Source organism: Streptomyces antibioticus (assembly GCF_002019855.1).
Classification (GTDB): domain Bacteria; phylum Actinomycetota; class Actinomycetes; order Streptomycetales; family Streptomycetaceae; genus Streptomyces; species Streptomyces antibioticus_B.
On sequence record NZ_CM007717.1, the window covers coordinates 5,334,811 to 5,352,237 of the forward strand.

A 17,427-nucleotide genomic window follows, 5' to 3' on the forward strand; every position below is an offset into this window, starting at 1 on the left:
GTCAGCGCAGCCCGAGGGACGCGGTCACCCGGCGCGCCATCTCCACCGCGTAGCTCTGGCCCCGGTCCTGCGGGTGTATCTGGGCCATCGTGGCCAGCGTGACCCGGCTCATCGGCGTCTCGTGCGCCGGGATCAGCTCCCGGTAGCGCGGGGTGACGACGGGCTGGGCGAACCCGGCCTTCGAGAAGTGCCAGTCCTTGATCCAGGACATCTCGAACTCCGGGTTGATCCGCCGCAGATACGGCAGGAACGTGCGCAGCAGCTCGCCCGGTTCGGTGGTGAACCGCGGGTCCTCGCGCTCCACGTAGTTGCCGACGTAGAGGACGTGCCGTCCGCCGTACACCGCCGGGTCGATCATCCGGGTGTGCTCGACGACGGCGAGGAAGGGGAAGTCCGGTTCGTTGATGTTGAGCCAGTAGTACGGGATCGCGCTGCGGTCCAGCTCCAGGACGAAGCAGGTCGCGCCCAGATACCGGTTCTGCCGCACCGCGCTGTCGGCGGGCAGCCCGGCCGCCTCCGCGAAGGCCGGCTGCGGAGTGGTGACGATCAGCCGGTCGAAGCGGTACGTCGAACCGTCCGCGCAGCTCACGACCGGCGTGTCGCCCTCCTGCCGGATGCGCCGCACCGCCTTGCCGAACTCCACCTTGCCGCCGCGCTCCTGGACGCCGTCGCGCAGCGCCGCGTAGACCCGCTCGAACCCGCCGTCCACATAGCCCAGTTCGAAGGTCCGGCAGTGCACACGGGCCCACAGCCAGGCCATCGACACCTCCTCGGCGCGGTCGCCGAACTTGCCGCGCAGCAGCGGCTCCCAGATCGCCGCCGTGGCCCTGCGCCCGGCGTACCGGCGCAGCCAGGCCAGGGCGGTGACGTCGTTGTAGCGCCTCCCGCCGTCGCGGACCGCCTTCAGCACCGCCGACGATCCGGCGAACCGCACGGCGTCCAGCGGCGAGAACTCCGGGAAGCGCAGCATGTCGAACGGCGTGCTGAAGTCGATGAGTTCGCCGCCCCGGTAGATGCCGGTGGTCGTCCGGTGGAAGCGCAGCGCGTCCCCGAGCCCCAGCTCCCCGATCAGCGCGATCATGGCCTTGTCGCTGCGGAAGATGTGGTGGTAGTACCGCTCCAGGGGCACCCCGCCGACCTCCAACGAGGCGGCCAGCCCCCCGAGTTCACCGGCCGCCTCCAGCACGGTCACCTGATGCCCGGCCCGCACGGCGTCCCAGGCGGCGGTCAGCCCGGTGGCACCGGCGCCGATGATGCCGAGGTTCACGCGAAACTCCATTTTCTGTTGAGGGCGAACTGGAGCGCGAGGACCAGCGGGAGGGAGCCCGCCTTGACCGCGTTGGCGTCCAGCCCGAGCGCGTCGGTGAAGAGCAGGAAGAGCAGGTTCGTCAGGGCGATGCCGGTCAGTCCGACGGCGTAGAAGCGCAGGAAGCGCACGGCGAGCCGGTCGCGGCGGGCGAAGGTGAACCGCGCGTTGAGCGCGAAGTTGCTGGTGATGCCCAGGGTGGTGCTGAGGGCGTTGGCGAACTGCTCGTCCAGCCCTGCGCTGTTGTGCAGCAGCGCGAAGGCGAGCAGGTCGAGCGCGATGCCGCTGCCGCCGATCAGGGTGTAGCGGACGAGCTGGCGTGCGGGTGCCTCGGTGGCCGTCGGCGTGGTCGTGTCAGCGGTCACCGTCGCCGTCCTTCGCGGCGCCGGTCACCTCGCGCACCAGATACAGCGGACGGCCCTGTGCCTCGCGGTAGATGCGCCCCACGTAGCTGCCGAGCACCCCGAGGGACAGCATCTGGGTGCCGCCCAGGAACAGCACGACGACCATCAGCATCGTCCAGCCGGAGACGGTGATGTCGGGCCGGAAGAACTTCATCGCCAGCGCGTAGACGATGCCGAGCAGCGACAGCGTCAGGACCACGAAGCCGAGCCGGGTGATCAGCTTCAGCGGGGTGGTGGAGAAGCTGGTGACCCCGTCGACGGCGAGGCGGGCCATCTTGCCCAGGGGGTACTTGGTCTCCCCGGCGAACCGCTCGTCGCGGTCGAAGGAGATCTCCTTCTGCCGGTAGCCCATCGAGGCGATGATGCCCCGCACGAACCGGCTGCGCTCCCGGTAGCGGCCCAGCTCGTCGGCGACTCGCCGGTCCAGGAGCCGGAAGTCGCCGGTGTCCACCGGGATGTCCACATCGGTCCAGGACCGCAGCAGCCGGTAGAACAGGTGCGCGGTGGCCCGCTTGAAGGGGCCGTCCTGCCGGGAGCGGCGGCGGGCGTGCACGATCTCCGCGCCCTCGCGCCAGGCGTCGACCAGGTCGAGGCTGACCCGGGGCGGGTCCTGGAGGTCGGTGTCCATGACGATCACGGCGTCGCCCCGGGCCAGGTCGAGTCCGGCCGTGATGGCGAGCTGGTGGCCGAAGTTGCGGGCGAGGTCCACCACCCGGACCCGGTCGTCGCGCTCGGCGAAGCCCTTGAGCAGGGCGAGCGAGCCGTCCGCGGAGCCGTCGTTGACGTAGATCAGTTCGGCGTCGAGGTCCGGCCGGCCGGCGAGGGCGGCGGTCAGCTCGGTGTGGAAGGCGGTGATGCCGTCCTGCTCGTCGTAGACGGGCAGCACATAGGAGACGAGGGGCCGCCGCCGCGCGGCCGCTCGCACCGTGGCCGGGACGGCGGGGGCGGCGGCGGGCGGGCGTATGTCCTGCTGGGTCATGTCGGCCCGCCCGCGCACGGGGCTGGGGAGAACGCTGTGTACGGCATTCGGGGACGCTATGGAGCGTCGGTTAACCGCGGCCCAACTCCTCGCGTCCACGAGCGGGCTTCCCCATTGCTCTTCCGCTTTCCGGGTTTATCGGCGGATCGCTTTGCGCAGCGCCTTCGCCCGTCGTACCACCCGCCGTGCCGTCGAGTTGTGCGGAAGGAAAGCCAGCCGTTCCGGAATTCCGCCCGGCAGTCCCAGCGAGGTCAGCCGCTTGCGTTTGAAGTACCGCCGGGTGCGCGGCCCGAGACGGGTCCGCAGATATTCCTCGGCCACCGGACGCAGCCCGGAAAGGATCTGTGGCTGCATCACGAATCCGACGGCGGACACCAGCCCGGTCAGGGTGCCGGCCTCGACCGGCTCCTCCCGCTCCTCCAGGTCGGGCAGCAGCGCGTCCGCGAGGACGACCGGCACCCGGTTGCTGTTCTGGAACGGGCTCAGCCGCTCCAGCAGCGGCTCGGTGCCGATCCGGGCGACCGGCAGCCCGTAGAACGCGGACGCCGTGAACAGGGCGGTGGAGAAACAGCCGACGACCAGCGCGGGCCGCGCCTTCTCGAACAGCACCTCGGCCAGCACCGGGGTCTCCAGCACGGTCAGTTCGACGCCGAGCCGCTCCGCCTCCGCCTCCAGAAGGCGGCCGTGGCGGGCCGGGGCGGTCGGGTGCGGTTTGAAGACGATCCGGCGGTGACCGCGGGCCACCGCCCCGCGCAGCATCCGTACGTGCAGGTCCTCCTCCTCGGCCGCGGAGAGGATGTCCAGCGCCGACAGATACTGGCCGAGCAGCAGCGCCGCGCGCTCGGGCAGCGGCGGCAGCTCCGCCGTGTCCTCGCCGATCTGCCCGAGCACCTTGAGGAACGCGCTCGCCGGCACGGTCAGCGCCGGCACCGCGAACTCGGTCAGCAGCAGCGGCACCAGACCCGGCACCAGATCCAGGTGCAGCAGCCGCCGCACCCGGGTGCCGAGCAGCGGGTCGAGCTTGTTGCGGGTCGGGCCGTAGCTCATCAGGCCGTCCGCGTACACCTCGACCGGCGCGCCCGGGAACGCCTGGGCGATCGCCTGGGCCGGGTTGACCTGGATCGACTCCAGGACGATCTCCACCCGGTCCTCGCCCAGACCCCACAGCAGCCGCAGATAGCGCTCCAGGAGCGGCACGTCGTCGGGGCGGGGCGACCAGGCGCCCGGGTGGAAGGGGCTGATCGCGTCGTTCCACGACAGCACCGCGTCGAAGCGGTCCCGCAGCGGCGCGAAGCCCGGCATCTCGTCCACGGCCGGGGTGGTCTCCGGGGTGGTCGCGTTGTTGCAGACCAGCAGCAGCCGGCGGTCCGCCGCCGGGAACAGCCCGCAGTCCAGGGCGGCGGCGAGGGTGGCGGCGCCGTAGAGGGTGGAGGCGCAGAAGATCTGAGTGGTGCGCGTCGTACGGGTCATCGGGCGGCCGCCTTCGCGGAGGTGACCGTGCGCCGCAGCCGCCGCAGGGTGGCGGAGCGGCGCAGGTCCATGGTGTCCAGGACGTCGGTGAGCAGCTCCTGCGGCATGCGCCGTATGGCCGCGGAACTCATCGTGCGCAATTGGCGGGCCACCGCGGGCTCGAACTTGTCGATGTCCGCGAGGTGGTGGGCGATGATCGCGCAGTAGGTGCGCACCGCCTTCGGCAGCAGCAGATCCGCGTCCCGGTCCCGCGCGGTCTCCTCGACCACCTGGTCGAAGGCGCGGATGAAGTCGAGCTGGCGGGCGTCGCCGATCTGGGTGAGGGAGGAGGCGACCCCGCGGCGGTAGAAGACACCGTGCAGGTTCAGCACGGCGAACGACTTCGCCTCCCGGTGCAGCTTCCAGATCCACGGCCGGTCCTCGGCGGTCCGCAGCCCGTCCGTGAAGTGCAGCAGCCCCTGGTCGAGCAGCCGCCGGTGGTAGGCGCCGGCCCACGCGTACGCGTAGTCCACCGACGTCGAGCGGTCGGCCGGCAGGATCGCCTCGCGCGGGTCCAGCACCTCCCCGCGCCGCCCCAGCGGATGCCGTACGACGGTCCGGGCGCGGCCGGTGGCCTGCACGTGGTCGGTGCGGACGAAGTCGCAGCCCAGCTCCTCGATCGCGGTGAGCAGCTCGCCCAGATGGCCGCGGGCCAGCCAGTCGTCGCCGTCCAGGAAGGTCAGGTACTCCCCTCGCGCCGCGTCGAGGCCGGTGTTGCGGGCGGTGGCGAGCCCGCCGTTCTCCTCATGGCGCACGAACCGCACCCGGGCGACCCGCGAGAGCTCGTCGGCCGCCCGTTCGAGAAGGGCCGGAGTCTCGTCCTTCGAGGCGTCGTCCACCAGCACGAACTCGAAATCCGGGCGCGCGTTGAGATGAAGACTTCGGAGGGTGTCCGGGGCGAATTGCCGCACGTTGTAGAACGGCACGATCACGGAAAGCTTTGGCACCCGCGAAATGCTAGGAGGGGCCCCGACAGCGGAACTTTCCGAAGAGGAGACAGGGGGTGAACTCCATGTGTCGGATCGGTGCATCCCGTGTTCTGTGAGCCGTCCGACGGCCCAGTTCGGTGTTCGGTGGCGCGCTGTTAACTTTCCGTTGAGTGGGGGTTGGGCCGATCCTGGGTTTTGCTTCCTAGCGTTTTCCGCGTGCCAGCAAGTACTGCCCATCCCCCGCGGATCGCCGTTCTCGCGGACTCCGACACCCGCTGGAAATGGGGTGCGCTGACCGCGGCGAGGATCGCGCCGTCCATGGAAGCCGGACCGCGCCCCGACGCGCAAGTCGCCCCGGCCCTCGACGGGTTCCTGCTGCGCGGCCGCGCCACCCCCACGCCGCGCCAGCTCGCCGAGGTCGGCGTGCGCGCCGACTCGCTGCGCGAGGTGACCGCCGTCGAGTTCCTGAACGCCGTCGCGCGCACCTCGTACGACATCGTCGTCCTCGCCCTCGTCGGCGGCGGCGTCCAGGCGGTGCTGCACGGGCTCAAGCGGATCGCGGAGGGCGGCGGCGCGCGGCCCGTCGTCGTCACCGGCTATGTCGGTGTCGTCTACGAGAAGCTCGCCGACGGCCTGCTGCTGCGGCACGGCGCCGATCTGGTCCTCGCCAACTCCCGCCAGGACGCCGAGCGGTTCCGCGCGGTCTACGAGGGGGTGGGCGCCGACGCCTCCGCGGTGACCGAGGTCGCCCTGCCCTTCCTGGGCGGCGCCCCCTACACCGGGGAGCACGACCCCTACACGGTCGTCTTCGCCGCCCAGCCCTCCGTCCCGGAGAGCCGCAAGGACCGCGCCCACCTGCTCGAACGGCTCGTCCGGCACGCCCGGCTGCACCCCGAGCGCGAGGTGCTGCTCAAGCTGCGCTCCAAGCCCGGCGAACACACCACCCACATCGAGGAGCTGCCCTACCAGAAGCTCGTGCAGAAGCTGGACACACCGCCCAACTTCCGCCTGGTGTACGGCAACATGGGCGAGGTCCTCGACCGCACCGACCTGATGGTCACGGTCAGCTCCACGGCCGCGCTGGAGTCCCTGCACCGCCGGATCCCCACCGTCGTCCTCACCGACCTCGGGGTGCGCGAGACCCTCGGCAACCACCACTTCGTCGGCTCCGGCTGCCTCGCCTCCTGGGACCAGCTCGACGCCGGACACCGGCCGGTGCCCGACGAGGAGTGGGTGTCCCGGCAGGGCGTGGCCAGCGACGGAAGCTACGCCACCGCCTTCGACCCGGCCCGCGAGCGCATCGCGAAGCTGCTCGCCCGGCCCGGCGGACCGCCGCCCCTCACGCCCTACTACACACCCGCCACCGCCCCCGGCTACCTCCCCGGCATCCTCGCCCGCCACCACCTCGCCCCCGACGGCAGCCCCCTGCCCGGCGCCCCCGCCGCCGACCAGGCCCCCGGCCCGGTCCGCCAGATAGTGCGCCGAGCGGCCCGCGGCGCCTACCGGCACGGCGTGCAACGGGTGGCACCGGTGATCCGGCGGATGGGGGAGCTGTGAGCCGGGTGGAGGGCGTGGTGGACGTACGTTCGAATCTGCAAGGAGTGCAGCCCATGTCCGACGACTCACCCGCGCGCGTGCGTCGCGTCCTCGCTGTGATCCCCGCGCGCGGGGGGTCCAAGGGCGTGCCCGCGAAGAACCTCGCCCCCGTCGGCGGCGTTCCGCTGGTCGCCCGCGCCGTTCGCGAATGCCTCGCCGCCCGGCTCGTCACCGACGTGGTCGTCTCCACCGACGACCACGCCATCGCCGCCGCCGCCCGCGAGGCCGGTGCCGAGGTCGTGCTGCGGCCCGCCGCCATCGCCGGCGACACCGCCACCTCCGAGGCGGCCGTCCTGCACGCCATGGACGCCCACGAGGCGCTGCACGGCGACCCGGTCGACGTCGTCCTGCTCGTCCAGTGCACCAGCCCCTTCCTGGTCCGCGAGGACGTCGACGGGGTGGCCGGCGCCATCGTCGAACAGGGCGCGGACACCGCCGTGACCGTCGCCCCCTTCCACGGCTTCGTCTGGCGCGACTCGGACGGGACCGGGGAGGACGGGTCCGGCGAGGGCGGCGTCGGCGTCAACCACGACGCGTCCTACCGCCCCCGCCGCCAGGACCGCCCCCAGGACTTCCTGGAGACCGGCGCCGCCTACGCCATGGCCGCGGCCGGCTTCCGCACCCACCGGCACCGCTTCTTCGGCCGTACCGAACTCGTGCGCACCGACCCCGCGCGCGTCCTGGAGATCGACGACCCGCACGAGCTGGCCCGCGCCCGCGCCCTCGCCCCGCTCTTCGACGCGGACCGGCCCGGCGCCCTGCCCGCCCTCGGCGACATCGACGCCGTCGTCCTCGACTTCGACGGCACCCAGACCGACGACCGGGTGCTGATCGACTCCGACGGACGGGAGTTCGTCGCCGTCCACCGCGGAGACGGACTCGGCATCGCGGCCCTGCGCAGGTCGGGCCTGAAGCTGCTGATCCTCTCCACCGAACAGAACCCCGTGGTCGCCGCCCGCGCCCGGAAGCTCCGGCTGCCGGTCCTGCACGGCATCGACCGCAAGGACCTCGCACTCAAGCAGTGGTGCGAGGAACAGGGCATCGCGCCGGAGCGCGTGCTCTACGTCGGCAACGACGTCAACGACCTCCCCTGCTTCGCCCTCGTGGGCTGGCCGGTGGCGGTCGCGAGCGCCCACGACGTCGTACGCGGCGCCGCACGCGCGGTCACCACCCTCCCCGGCGGCGACGGCGCGATCCGGGAGATCGCCGGCTGGATCCTCGGACCTTCTCTCGACCCCCTCACCACGTAAGGACATCCCCACCATGAGCACCAACTCCCGTCTGCGCTCCTTCGGTTCGCGCGAGGTCGGCCCCGGCCGCCCCGTCTACATCTGCGGCGAGATCGGCATCAACCACAACGGCGAGCTGGAGAACGCCTTCAAGCTCATCGACGCGGCCGCCGAGGCCGGCTGCGACGCCGTGAAGTTCCAGAAGCGCACCCCCGAGATCTGCACCCCGCGCGACCAGTGGGACATCGAGCGCGACACGCCGTGGGGCCGGATGACGTACATCGACTACCGCCACCGCGTGGAGTTCGGCGAGGACGAGTACCGGCAGATCGATGACTACTGCAAGGAGAAGGGGATCGACTGGTTCGCCTCCCCGTGGGACACCGAGGCCGTCGCCTTCCTGGAGAAGTTCGACGTCCCCGCCCACAAGGTGGCCTCCGCCTCCCTCACCGACGACGAGCTGCTGCGCGCCCTGCGCTCCACCGGCCGCGCGGTCATCCTCTCCACCGGCATGTCGACGCCCCGTCAGATCCGGCACGCCGTCGAGGTCCTGGGCTCGGACAACATCGTCATGTGCCACGCCACCTCGACCTACCCGGCCAAGGCCGAGGAGCTGAACCTCCGCGTGATCAACACGCTGGAGAAGGAGTACCCGAACGTCCCGATCGGCTACTCCGGCCACGAGACCGGCCTGCAGACCACGCTCGCCGCCGTCGCCCTCGGCGCCGTCTTCGTCGAGCGGCACATCACCCTCGACCGCGCGATGTGGGGCTCCGACCAGGCCGCCTCCGTCGAACCGCAGGGCCTCACCCGCCTCGTCCGCGACATCCGCACCATCGAGGCGTCCCTCGGCGACGGCGTCAAGAAGGTCTACGACTCCGAGCTGGGCCCCATGAAGAAGCTGCGCCGTGTGCCCGGCGTCGTCGCGGAGGCGGAGATCGCCGCGGCGGCGGGCGAGCCGGTCGCCGTCTGACACGGCCGATGAGCCTCCGCGCCGGTGAGCGACCCGGCTCCACCTCCCGCCCCCTCGCTCTCGCGTTCGTCGAGAGCCCGGTGCAGCTCCTCAACGTGCTCGAATGGGCGCACGCCCAGGAGCAGCCCGGCGAGGCGCCGGGTGCGGCGCCCGGCGCGGAGCTCACCCTCGTCGTCCTCTCCCCGAACGACCCGATGACCCGCGGCCAGTTGCGGCGGATGGCCGAACTGGCCCGCGACGAGGGCCACACCGTCCGCTGGGAGGAGGCCCGCGGCGGCACGGCCGCGCCCTTCCGCACCATCGGCGGTCTGACCCCGCTGCTGCGCCGGGCGCACCGGGTGGTCATGGGGGACCCCTTCTCCCGCTACGTACAGCTCCTGCTGTCCATCACCCGGGCGGCCGACCTCGTCGTGGTCGACGACGGCACGGCCACGATGGAGTTCGTCGGCCAGCTCGCGCGCGGCGAACGCCTCGTGCGCTGGCACCGCAAGGGCGGCCGGCCCGGCCCCCGCGACCTGCTCTTCGCCCCGGTGTCCGCCGCGGCGAGGCGCCGCCTGACCCCCTCCGCGCACACCCGCGTGGAGATCTTCTCCGCGATGCCGGTACCGGAAGCCCCCGACGGGGTGACGGTCACCGCCAACACCTTCGCCTGGACCCGCGCCCGCTTCGGCCCGCCCCGGGTCACCAAGGGCGCGGACATGGTCGGCACGTCGTTGGTCGAGACCGGTGTGGTGGACGCCGACCACTACCTGGAGGCGGTCCGCGCCCTCGCCCGCGCCCACGGCGCCACCCGCTACTTCGCCCACCGCCGCGAGAGCACCGACAAACTCCACCGGCTGGCCGTGGAGACCGGCCTGGAGGTGGTCCGCCCCGACCTCCCCCTGGAACTGATCGCCCGCCGCGGCCCCATCGGCCGTACGGTCCTCAGCTTCCCCTCCACGGTCGTCCACACCCTCCCCCTCGCCCTCTCCGGCACCCCCGTCAAGGTCGCGGTCTGCGACATCGACCCCACCTGGCTCACAGCCCACGCCTCCCCCCGGGCCCAGGGCTTCCTGTCCGGGGTGACGGGCACGGCGAGGGATGTCCACCGGTTGGCACGGGTGAGCACGGTGTGACGGCGACGGGGGCCCGGTGGAGTCCTACCTCCGGGCGTCCGGGGTGCGGGCGAACAGGAAGGCGCGGGGCCGCTTGGCCCCGTCGTCCGGTTCGAGGACCATCCGCGCCCGGATCTCGAAGCCCGCGTCCACCAGCAGCCCGGCCACGGCCTCCGGGTCCCGCCAGTGGTAGTCGAGCGAGATCTCCCGGCCGAACCGCTCGGCGAGATGCTCCCGCTCGCCGTGCCCGGTCTGGAAGGCGAGCAGCAACTGCCCGCCGTCGGCCAGCACCCGCCGGAACTCCCCGAACACCAGCGGGAGATGGGAGTCCGGCACATGGATCAGGGAGTACAGCGCGAGCACCCCGCCGAGGGAGCGGTCCGGCAGCCCCAGCCGGGTCATCGAACCCACGTGGAACCGCAGCCCCGGATGCGCCCGCCCGGCCAGCGCCACCATCCGCGGGGAGACGTCCACCCCGAACACCGGCACCCCGAGCGAGTCCAGCAGCGCGGTCACCTGCCCGGGCCCGCATCCCACGTCGGCCACGGGTTCGGTTCCGCCCCGCGCCCTGACCGACTCGGCGAACGCGGACAGCACGGCTCTGTCCAGCGGCGGCCGCCCGACCACATCGGGGAACTCCGCCGCGTACGCCTCGGCTATGGCGTCGTAGGAATCCCGTGTCGCCCGAAGGAACTCGCCGTCGAGATCGCTCATGTCCCCGCACACTACCGAGTGTCATTCGCAGTGCACCGGGCTTCAGCCCGGTGGTGAGGCGAATCATGTGACTGTGGCGCGGAGCGTTGTGGTGGTGTTCCGGCGGAGCAGGGCAAGGCGGAGGCCGGGGTTGGGGTGAGGTGGGGAACGGGTGTTCCCGGCGACATGGGGTTTGGTTCGTTCGTACGATCTCCGCATGCAGCTTCGGTACATTTTCCGGATGTACCCGAACGCCGTTCAGCGGGCCGCGTTGGCGAAGGCGTTCGGGTGTGCCCGTGTCGTGTTCAACGACGCGGTCCGCGCCCGTGAGGACGCCCGCAGGGTCGAACAGCCGTATCCGACGGCCGGCGAGTTGTCCCGGAAGCTGATCACCGAGGCCAAGCGGACGGTGGAACGGTCGTGGCTGCGCGAGGTCTCTGCCGTGGTGCTCCAGCAGGCTCTGCGGGACGCCGATACCGCTTACCGCAACTTCTTCGCCTCCATCCGAGGCGCCCGCAAGGGGCGCAAGGTGGGTGCGCCGAGGTTCAAGTCGCGCAAGGACGCCCGGCAGTCGATCCGGTTCACCGCCAACGCCCGCTGGAACATCACCGACAGTGGTCGGCTGTGTCTGCCGAAGATCGGCGCGGTGAAGGTGAAATGGTCCCGCACCCTGCCCTCCACACCGTCTTCGGTCACAGTGGTCAAGGACGCGGCGGGCCGGTACTTCTGCTCGTTCGTCGTCGGCACCGACCCGTCCGCCGACGCCGTACGCATGCCCGCCGGTGACAGGGCCGTCGGCATCGACCTCGGCCTGAATCATTTCGCGGTGTTGTCGGACGGCACGAAGATCGCTTCCCCGCGCTTCCTGCGCCGCGCGGAGAAGAAGCTCAGGAAGGCTCAGCGGGAGCTTCCCGGAAGCGGAAGGGGTCGAGGAACCGTGAGAAGGCCCGGCTGAAGGTTGCCCGTGCCCACGCCAAGGTCGCTGACGCACGTCATGAGTTTCACCATCGACTGTCCACGAGGCTGATCTCCGAGAACCAAGGGATCGCGGTGGAGGACCTGTCGGTGGCGGGACTGGCGCGTACCAGGCTGGCCAAGTCGATCCATGACGCGGGTTGGTCGTCCTTCGTCGGCATGCTCGAGTACAAGGCGAAGCGTTACGGGCGCACGTTCGTGAGGATCGGCCGGTTCGAGCCGACCTCGCAGACATGTCACGTCTGCGGCGCGCTGGACGGGCCGAAGCCCCTGCGTGTGCGGGAGTGGACCTGCCAGATCTGTGGCACTCTCCACGACCGGGACGTCAACGCCGCGATCAACGTCAGAACGGCCGCCGGACTGGCGGTGTCGGCCTGTGGAGCGCAGGTAAGACCGGGAGCTGTCCCGGCGCAGCGCGAAGAAGCAGGAAGCCATGGATTCCCGGCCGGAGTCTGTGTCGCGTAGCGGCACGACACCCGGCCGGAAGGCCAGAATCCTCGGGCTTCAACCCGAGGAGCAAGTCAACGGGGTGACATGAACGCCGAGACGAAGTCCCCCCAAACACCGGGGGAGAGGTCGAGCCGGGGCCCGCCGGGGGCCTTGGAGTCCCGCACATGGACAACGGCGGCGCACACGGCGACCTCGACACACTGCCCGCCCTCGCCGTCGCTGTAGGACGACGTGCGCCAGGAGAAGGCGACTTCGAGGCAGTCACCGCCCTCGCCGCCGCTGTGGCTGGACTTGAACCAGGTGAGGTCGTCCCTGTTCACAGTTCCTCCAGCTTCTTTTCGATCAACGCGTGGGACTGGTTGGGCGGGAGCGCTACAGCCCGCATCGTCCCATAGCGATCGGCGATCTTCCGGACCTCTTCCCGGTCGGTGATCAGCCTGGGGTACCCCTGGATCTCGGTATAGGCCACCTGCGCATGGTTCTTGGGGGTCAGCAGGTTGAACGAGCCGTCCATATTGGGGTGTTCCTCCACCCCGGTCGGCATCACCTGGATCTCGAGGTTCTGCATGGCACTGACGCTCAGCAAGCGCCGCAACTGCTCCGCATGCAGCTGCAGTAGTGATGCAGCTCCACCGCCTCCAGTACCTCCGGCCGGACCGTCCGTACCCCTCGTTCCATGGCCGAGACGGCGTCCGGGCCGTACCCCACCAGCCGGCCGAACTCCTTCTGGGTGAGGCCCTTGCGTTCGCGCAGCAGTCTCAGCATCTTGCCGACGGCCGTGAGCAGCCCCGTCGTGCCGTCGGCCTCCGCCGGTGTCTCCGGCCGCCGCTCCTTCTCCTCCACCGTCATGCGCACCCACCCGTTCTCCCGACGTAGCCGCCCGGCCACACAGAGTCGTCACGTCGGCGTAGAGAGCCACCGCCACGCTCCGTGAGGCGAACGCACACATCTCCACCCCCCGACCGGTCCCGAGGCATGGATGGTCACAGCGGGCCACCGGGGAGTCGTGGTATGGGTGGGAGAAACGAACAGAGTGAACGAACAGCGTGAATGTGAAACGGGTACGGATGGCCGGTCCCCCACCAGCGGGCCCTCATGATCCGCTCGGCTCGAAAGCCGCCGAGTTTACCCACCTCCCCCGCCAGTCATGCGCCGCGCGGCCAACTTTTCTTCCCCTAACGGGTTGATCTTTTGTTGATCGTGGGTCAGTCGACCGCCTCGGCGTCCTACCCTTCAGAGGGTGAAGCAATTGACGTCCCGAGAGTCCGAGGCCGAATCCGCCGGGGAAGACCTGCTCCCCGGAACCTTTCCCGGAACCCTCCCCGGCACCCTGCCGGAGGCCCTGCGCGCAGAGCTGATCGCGTTCCGCCGCGACATGCACATGCACCCCGAGCTGGGCAACCAGGAGTTCCGCACGACCGCGGCGATCAAGGCGCGCCTGGAGAAGGCGGGCCTCGCGCCGCGCGTCCTGGCGGTCGGGACCGGCCTCATCTGTGACATCGGGACCGACGACGGCACCTGGTCCGGGGACACCCCGATCCTCGCGATGCGCGCCGACATCGACGCGCTGCCGATCCCGGACACCAAGACCGAGTGCGCCTACCGCTCCACGGTCCCCGACCGCGCCCACGCCTGCGGCCACGACGTGCACACCACCGTCGTCCTGGGCGCCGGACTCGTCCTCGCCGAGCTGCACCGCCAGGGCCGGCTGCCGCGCCCCGTGCGGCTGGTCTTCCAGCCCGCCGAGGAGGTCCTGCCGGGCGGCGCCGCCGACGCCATCGAGGGCGGCGCGCTGGACGGCGTGGGCCGGATCATCGCCGTGCACTGCGACCCCCGGGTGGACGCCGGGCGGATCGGGCTGCGCGAGGGCGCCATCACCTCCGCCTGCGACCGGCTGGAGATCTCCCTGGACGGCCCCGGCGGCCACACCGCACGCCCGCACCTCACCACCGACCTGGTGACGGCCGCCGCCCGGGTCGTCACCGACGTGCCCGCGCTGGTCGGCCGCCGGGTGGACACCCGCGCCGGGCTCGCCGTCACCTGGGGCCGGATCGAGAGCGGCCACGCGCCCAACGTCATCCCGCAGCACGCCGAACTCTCCGGCACCGTGCGCTGCCTGGACATCGAGGCGTGGCGGCAGGCCCCGGACATCGTCGTCGCGGCCATCGACGAGGTCGCCAACCTGCACCGCGCCAAGTCCGAGATCAACTACGTGCGCGGGGTCCCGCCGGTCGTCAACGACGGCGCGGTCACCAGCCTGCTGTACGACGCGATGGTGGCCCGCCGCGGCCCGTCCTCCGTGGAGAACACCGAGCAGAGCCTGGGCGGCGAGGACTTCTCCTGGTACCTGGAGCGGGTGCCCGGCGCCATGGCCCGGCTGGGCGTCCGCCCGCCCGGCGAGCGCACCGTGCGCGATCTGCACCAGGGCGACTTCGACGCCGACGAGCACGCGATCACCGTCGGCGTGGAGCTGTTCACGGCGGCGGCCCTCCTGGACGCGGCCACCCGCGAGGCGTAGCCGACAGCGGCTCCGGCACCGGCGAAGGGGCCACGGGGCCGAAGGGCGAAGAGGCAAAGGGGCGAAGGGGTGCCGGAAAGGCGCCCCTTCGCCCCTTTGTGTCACCCACCCGTAACCGCCGCGACGCGCCCGTAACCGAGCGGCGGCACGGTTCGATAACGGCGGCGGGATACCCCGTTCCGCTGGCCGTCTACGCGCGTTACTGTCCGTCCACATCGCCACCCGGCACGGCTTGTTGGGGGAGTTCGGCCGGGGCGGCGCCACGTGAGGGGACAGCGGGCCGGTAGCGGCGCCGTGGGGATGAAGGGGTGCTTGCTGTGCGTCGGATATCTCGGAAGACCAGACTTTCCCAGGTCGCGGCGACCGTCGCGGTCGTCGCCCTCGCCGCCGCCGGCTGCGGCGAGTCCAGCAGCGGCGGTTCCACCTCGGCCGGCGACGCCAAGCCGTCCGGGAAGTACACCGGCAAGGGCATCGGGCTCGCGTACGACATCGGCGGCAAGGGCGACCAGTCGTTCAACGACGCGGCCTACGCCGGTCTCCAGAAGGCCGAGAAGGAGTTCGGCATCACCGGCCGCGACGTCGAGCCGCAGGACGGCGAGACCGACGCGGACAAGATCCAGCGGCTGACCCAGCTCGCCCAGGCCGGCTACAACCCGGTGATCGGCGTCGGCTTCGTCTACGGGCCCGCCGTCAAGGAGGTCGCCGCGAAGTTCCCGAACACCACCTTCGGGATCATCGACGACGAGACCGTCCAGGCGAAGAACGTCGCCGACATGGTCTTCCACGAGGAGCAGGCGTCCTACCTCGCGGGCGTCGCCGCCGCGAAGGCGTCCAAGGGCAAGCACATCGGCTTCATCGGCGGCGTGGACATCCCGCTGATCCACAAGTTCGAGGCCGGGTACGTCCAGGGCGCCAAGTCGGTCGACCCGAACATCAAGATCGAGTCGCAGTACCTCACCGAGACGGCCCAGGAGGGCGGCTTCTCCAGCCCCGACAAGGGCAAGGACGCGGCGAGCGGCCAGATCGAGGCCGGCGCGGACGTCATCTACCACGCGGCCGGACTCTCCGGCCAGGGCGTGATCACCGAGTCCGCCGCCAAGAAGGTGTGGGCCATCGGTGTCGACTCCGACCAGTACAACCAGAAGGCGCTGGCGTCCTACAAGGACTACATCCTCGGCTCGGCGCTGAAGAACGTCGGCGGCGCGGTCTACGACCTGGTGAAGTCCGTCGTCGACGGCAAGCCGCTGTCCGGTGTGGTCCGCGGCAGTCTCTCCAACGACGGTGTCGGGTTCGCCGACTCCAACCCGAAGTACAAGGCGATGACGGACGTCGTCGCGGCCGTCGACAAGGCCAAGCAGGACATCATCGACGGCAAGGTCACGGTCGACACCAAGTGACCCGGCCGCGGGTGACCGCGTAACACCGCCGAACGGGCCTTCATGGCCCCGGGCTACGCCCTTACGGGCGTCCTTGCAGCCCATACGCCCCTTGCCTCCCGCAAGGGGCGTACTGCTGTCCGTACTCTGGGATGTAACTGTGGCCACAGCTCGATAACGGAGCGGACAGAAGGGTTTTTCCTCCCGGTCTACGCGCGTTACGCTGCGGCGGAACCAGCGCCTGGTATGGGCGCGTGCACAAAGGAGTCTCGTTCCATGCGCCGGGTGTCTCGTATCGCGGTTGCGGGTGTCGCCACCGCAGCTCTCGCCGTGACGGTTTCCGCATGTGGAAGCTCGTCCACGTCGTCCTCGTCCTCCGAAAGCAGTGCAAAGAACCTGGGCCTCGCGCTCGCGTACGACGTCGGTGGCAAGGGCGACCAGTCCTTCAACGACGCCGCCACGGCCGGCCTGGAGAAGGCCGACGCCGAGTTCGGCTACAAGTCCACCGCCGTCGAGCCGCAGGACGGCGAGTCGGACGCGGACAAGGTCCAGCGCCTGGAGAACCTCGCCAAGCAGGGCTACAACCCGGTCATCGGCGTCGGCTTCGCCTACGCGCCGGCCGTCAAGGAGGCCGCCGCCAAGTACCCGAAGACCACCTTCGGCATCGTCGACGACGAGCAGGTCAAGGCCGACAACGTCGCCGCCCTCGTCTTCCACGAGGAGGAGGCGTCCTACCTCGCGGGTGTCGCCGCCGCCAAGGCCACCAAGTCCGACGTCGTGGGCTTCATCGGCGGTGTGGACGTGCCGCTGATCCACAAGTTCGAGGCCGGCTTCAAGCAGGGCGTCGAGGACACCAAGAAGGGTGTCACGGTCAAGTCGCAGTACCTGACCGAGACCGCCGCCGAGGGTGGCTTCTCCAGCCCGGACAAGGGTGAGAGCGCCGCCGAGGGCCAGATCGACGCCGGTGCGGACGTCATCTACGCCGCCGCGGGCCTGTCCGGCCAGGGTGTCATCAAGGCCGCCAACGCCAACGACATCTGGGCGATCGGCGTCGACTCCGACCAGTACAAGCAGGACGCGCTGAAGGCGTACAAGGACTCGATCCTGACGTCCGCCATGAAGAACGTCGAGGGCGCGGTCTTCAACCTGGCCAAGTCCGTCGAGGACGGCAACCCGCAGACCGGTGTCGTCCGCGGCAGCCTGGAGAACGGCGGCGTGAGCGTGTCGAACTCCAACCCCGCCTTCGCCGGCAACGCCGACATCCAGGCCGCGATCAAGAAGGCCGAAGAGGGCATCAAGGACGGCAGCATCACCGTCAAGACCTCCTGACCCGGTGAATCGAACCGGTCAGAGGTATTGGCCGGCAGTGCGCTGAAATGACAGCGTTACGGCCGCG

16 protein-coding genes and 1 pseudogene are annotated in these 17,427 nt (G+C 70.8%); 8 read left to right on the forward strand and 9 right to left on the reverse strand.

The genetic code is table 11. The features are described from left to right. Position 1: 1 nt before the first annotated feature. The 5 genes from AFM16_RS24330 to AFM16_RS24350 form a co-directional block, all read right to left on the reverse strand. Positions 2–1,267: an NAD(P)/FAD-dependent oxidoreductase gene (locus tag AFM16_RS24330; RefSeq protein ID WP_245177788.1), complete on the reverse strand. Its 1,266-nt coding sequence runs from the start codon at positions 1,265–1,267 to the stop codon at positions 2–4. Then, a complete protein-coding gene (locus AFM16_RS24335) occupies positions 1,264–1,671 on the reverse strand; it encodes a GtrA family protein (RefSeq protein WP_078634607.1) in 408 nt (135 codons plus the stop codon). The genes AFM16_RS24330 and AFM16_RS24335 overlap by 4 nt, the downstream gene beginning before the upstream one ends. Next, the gene (locus AFM16_RS24340; protein WP_078637081.1) at positions 1,661–2,689 is read right to left on the reverse strand and encodes a glycosyltransferase family 2 protein; all 1,029 of its coding nucleotides are present in this window, start codon (positions 2,687–2,689) and stop codon (positions 1,661–1,663) included. The genes AFM16_RS24335 and AFM16_RS24340 overlap by 11 nt, the downstream gene beginning before the upstream one ends. 135 nt (positions 2,690–2,824) lie before the next feature. After that, positions 2,825–4,159: a polysialyltransferase family glycosyltransferase gene (locus AFM16_RS24345; RefSeq protein WP_078634608.1), complete on the reverse strand. Its 1,335-nt coding sequence runs from the start codon at positions 4,157–4,159 to the stop codon at positions 2,825–2,827. Beyond that, positions 4,156–5,145 carry a glycosyltransferase family 2 protein gene (locus AFM16_RS24350; RefSeq protein WP_078634609.1) on the reverse strand — a complete coding sequence of 330 codons (990 nt, stop codon included), beginning with the start codon at positions 5,143–5,145 and terminating at the stop codon, positions 4,156–4,158. Before AFM16_RS24350 ends, AFM16_RS24345 begins: the two co-directional genes overlap by 4 nt. Positions 5,146–5,343: 198 nt before the next feature. Here AFM16_RS24350 and AFM16_RS24355 point away from each other — a divergent pair, with 198 nt between their 5' ends. Genes AFM16_RS24355 through AFM16_RS24370 form a run of 4 tightly spaced genes read left to right on the forward strand, consistent with a single transcriptional unit; the run spans position 5,344 to position 10,040 of the window. Further along, entirely contained in the window at positions 5,344–6,684 is a 1,341-nt protein-coding gene (locus AFM16_RS24355; RefSeq protein WP_078634610.1) for a DUF6716 putative glycosyltransferase, read from the forward strand. A 53-nt stretch (positions 6,685–6,737) separates the two neighbouring features. Further along, a complete protein-coding gene (locus AFM16_RS24360; protein WP_030783302.1) occupies positions 6,738–7,973 on the forward strand; it encodes an N-acylneuraminate cytidylyltransferase in 1,236 nt (411 codons plus the stop codon). Positions 7,974–7,986: 13 nt separating this feature from the next. Continuing rightward, the gene (locus AFM16_RS24365; protein ID WP_030783306.1) at positions 7,987–8,925 is read left to right on the forward strand and encodes an N-acetylneuraminate synthase family protein; all 939 of its coding nucleotides are present in this window, start codon (positions 7,987–7,989) and stop codon (positions 8,923–8,925) included. Positions 8,926–8,933: 8 nt separating this feature from the next. Continuing rightward, positions 8,934–10,040 carry a hypothetical protein gene (locus AFM16_RS24370; RefSeq protein WP_078634611.1) on the forward strand — a complete coding sequence of 369 codons (1,107 nt, stop codon included), beginning with the start codon at positions 8,934–8,936 and terminating at the stop codon, positions 10,038–10,040. 24 nt (positions 10,041–10,064) lie between these two features. Here AFM16_RS24370 and AFM16_RS24375 read toward each other — a convergent pair whose 3' ends face one another. Beyond that, the gene (locus AFM16_RS24375; protein WP_078634612.1) at positions 10,065–10,733 is read right to left on the reverse strand and encodes a class I SAM-dependent DNA methyltransferase; all 669 of its coding nucleotides are present in this window, start codon (positions 10,731–10,733) and stop codon (positions 10,065–10,067) included. Between the two features lie 196 nt (positions 10,734–10,929). Between AFM16_RS24375 and AFM16_RS24380 the strand changes: the two are divergent. Then, positions 10,930–12,152 (forward strand): annotated as a pseudogene (locus AFM16_RS24380) (RNA-guided endonuclease InsQ/TnpB family protein). A 56-nt stretch (positions 12,153–12,208) separates the two neighbouring features. Here AFM16_RS24380 and AFM16_RS24385 read toward each other — a convergent pair. From AFM16_RS24385 to AFM16_RS40755, 3 genes are read right to left on the reverse strand one after another with little or no spacing between them, the layout of a single operon-like run. After that, positions 12,209–12,457, reverse strand: coding sequence for a DUF397 domain-containing protein (locus AFM16_RS24385; RefSeq protein ID WP_078634613.1), 249 nt, complete (start codon positions 12,455–12,457; stop codon positions 12,209–12,211). Next, entirely contained in the window at positions 12,454–12,705 is a 252-nt protein-coding gene (locus AFM16_RS40750) for a Scr1 family TA system antitoxin-like transcriptional regulator (protein ID WP_431523094.1), read from the reverse strand. The genes AFM16_RS24385 and AFM16_RS40750 overlap by 4 nt, the downstream gene beginning before the upstream one ends. An 11-nt stretch (positions 12,706–12,716) precedes the next feature. After that, positions 12,717–12,986: a helix-turn-helix domain-containing protein gene (locus tag AFM16_RS40755; RefSeq protein ID WP_431523095.1), complete on the reverse strand. Its 270-nt coding sequence runs from the start codon at positions 12,984–12,986 to the stop codon at positions 12,717–12,719. Positions 12,987–13,386: 400 nt separating this feature from the next. On the opposite strand from AFM16_RS40755, the gene AFM16_RS24395 reads away from it, so the two are divergent. From AFM16_RS24395 to AFM16_RS24405, 3 genes are all read left to right on the forward strand, one after another. Next, positions 13,387–14,655: an amidohydrolase gene (locus tag AFM16_RS24395; protein WP_370628147.1), complete on the forward strand. Its 1,269-nt coding sequence runs from the start codon at positions 13,387–13,389 to the stop codon at positions 14,653–14,655. Between the two features lie 326 nt (positions 14,656–14,981). Continuing rightward, complete coding sequence (locus AFM16_RS24400) at positions 14,982–16,052, forward strand: BMP family lipoprotein (protein ID WP_078637082.1); 1,071 nt, start codon at positions 14,982–14,984, stop codon at positions 16,050–16,052. Between the two features lie 255 nt (positions 16,053–16,307). Beyond that, complete coding sequence (locus AFM16_RS24405; RefSeq protein ID WP_030783324.1) at positions 16,308–17,360, forward strand: BMP family lipoprotein; 1,053 nt, start codon at positions 16,308–16,310, stop codon at positions 17,358–17,360. Positions 17,361–17,427: the final 67 nt, after the last annotated feature.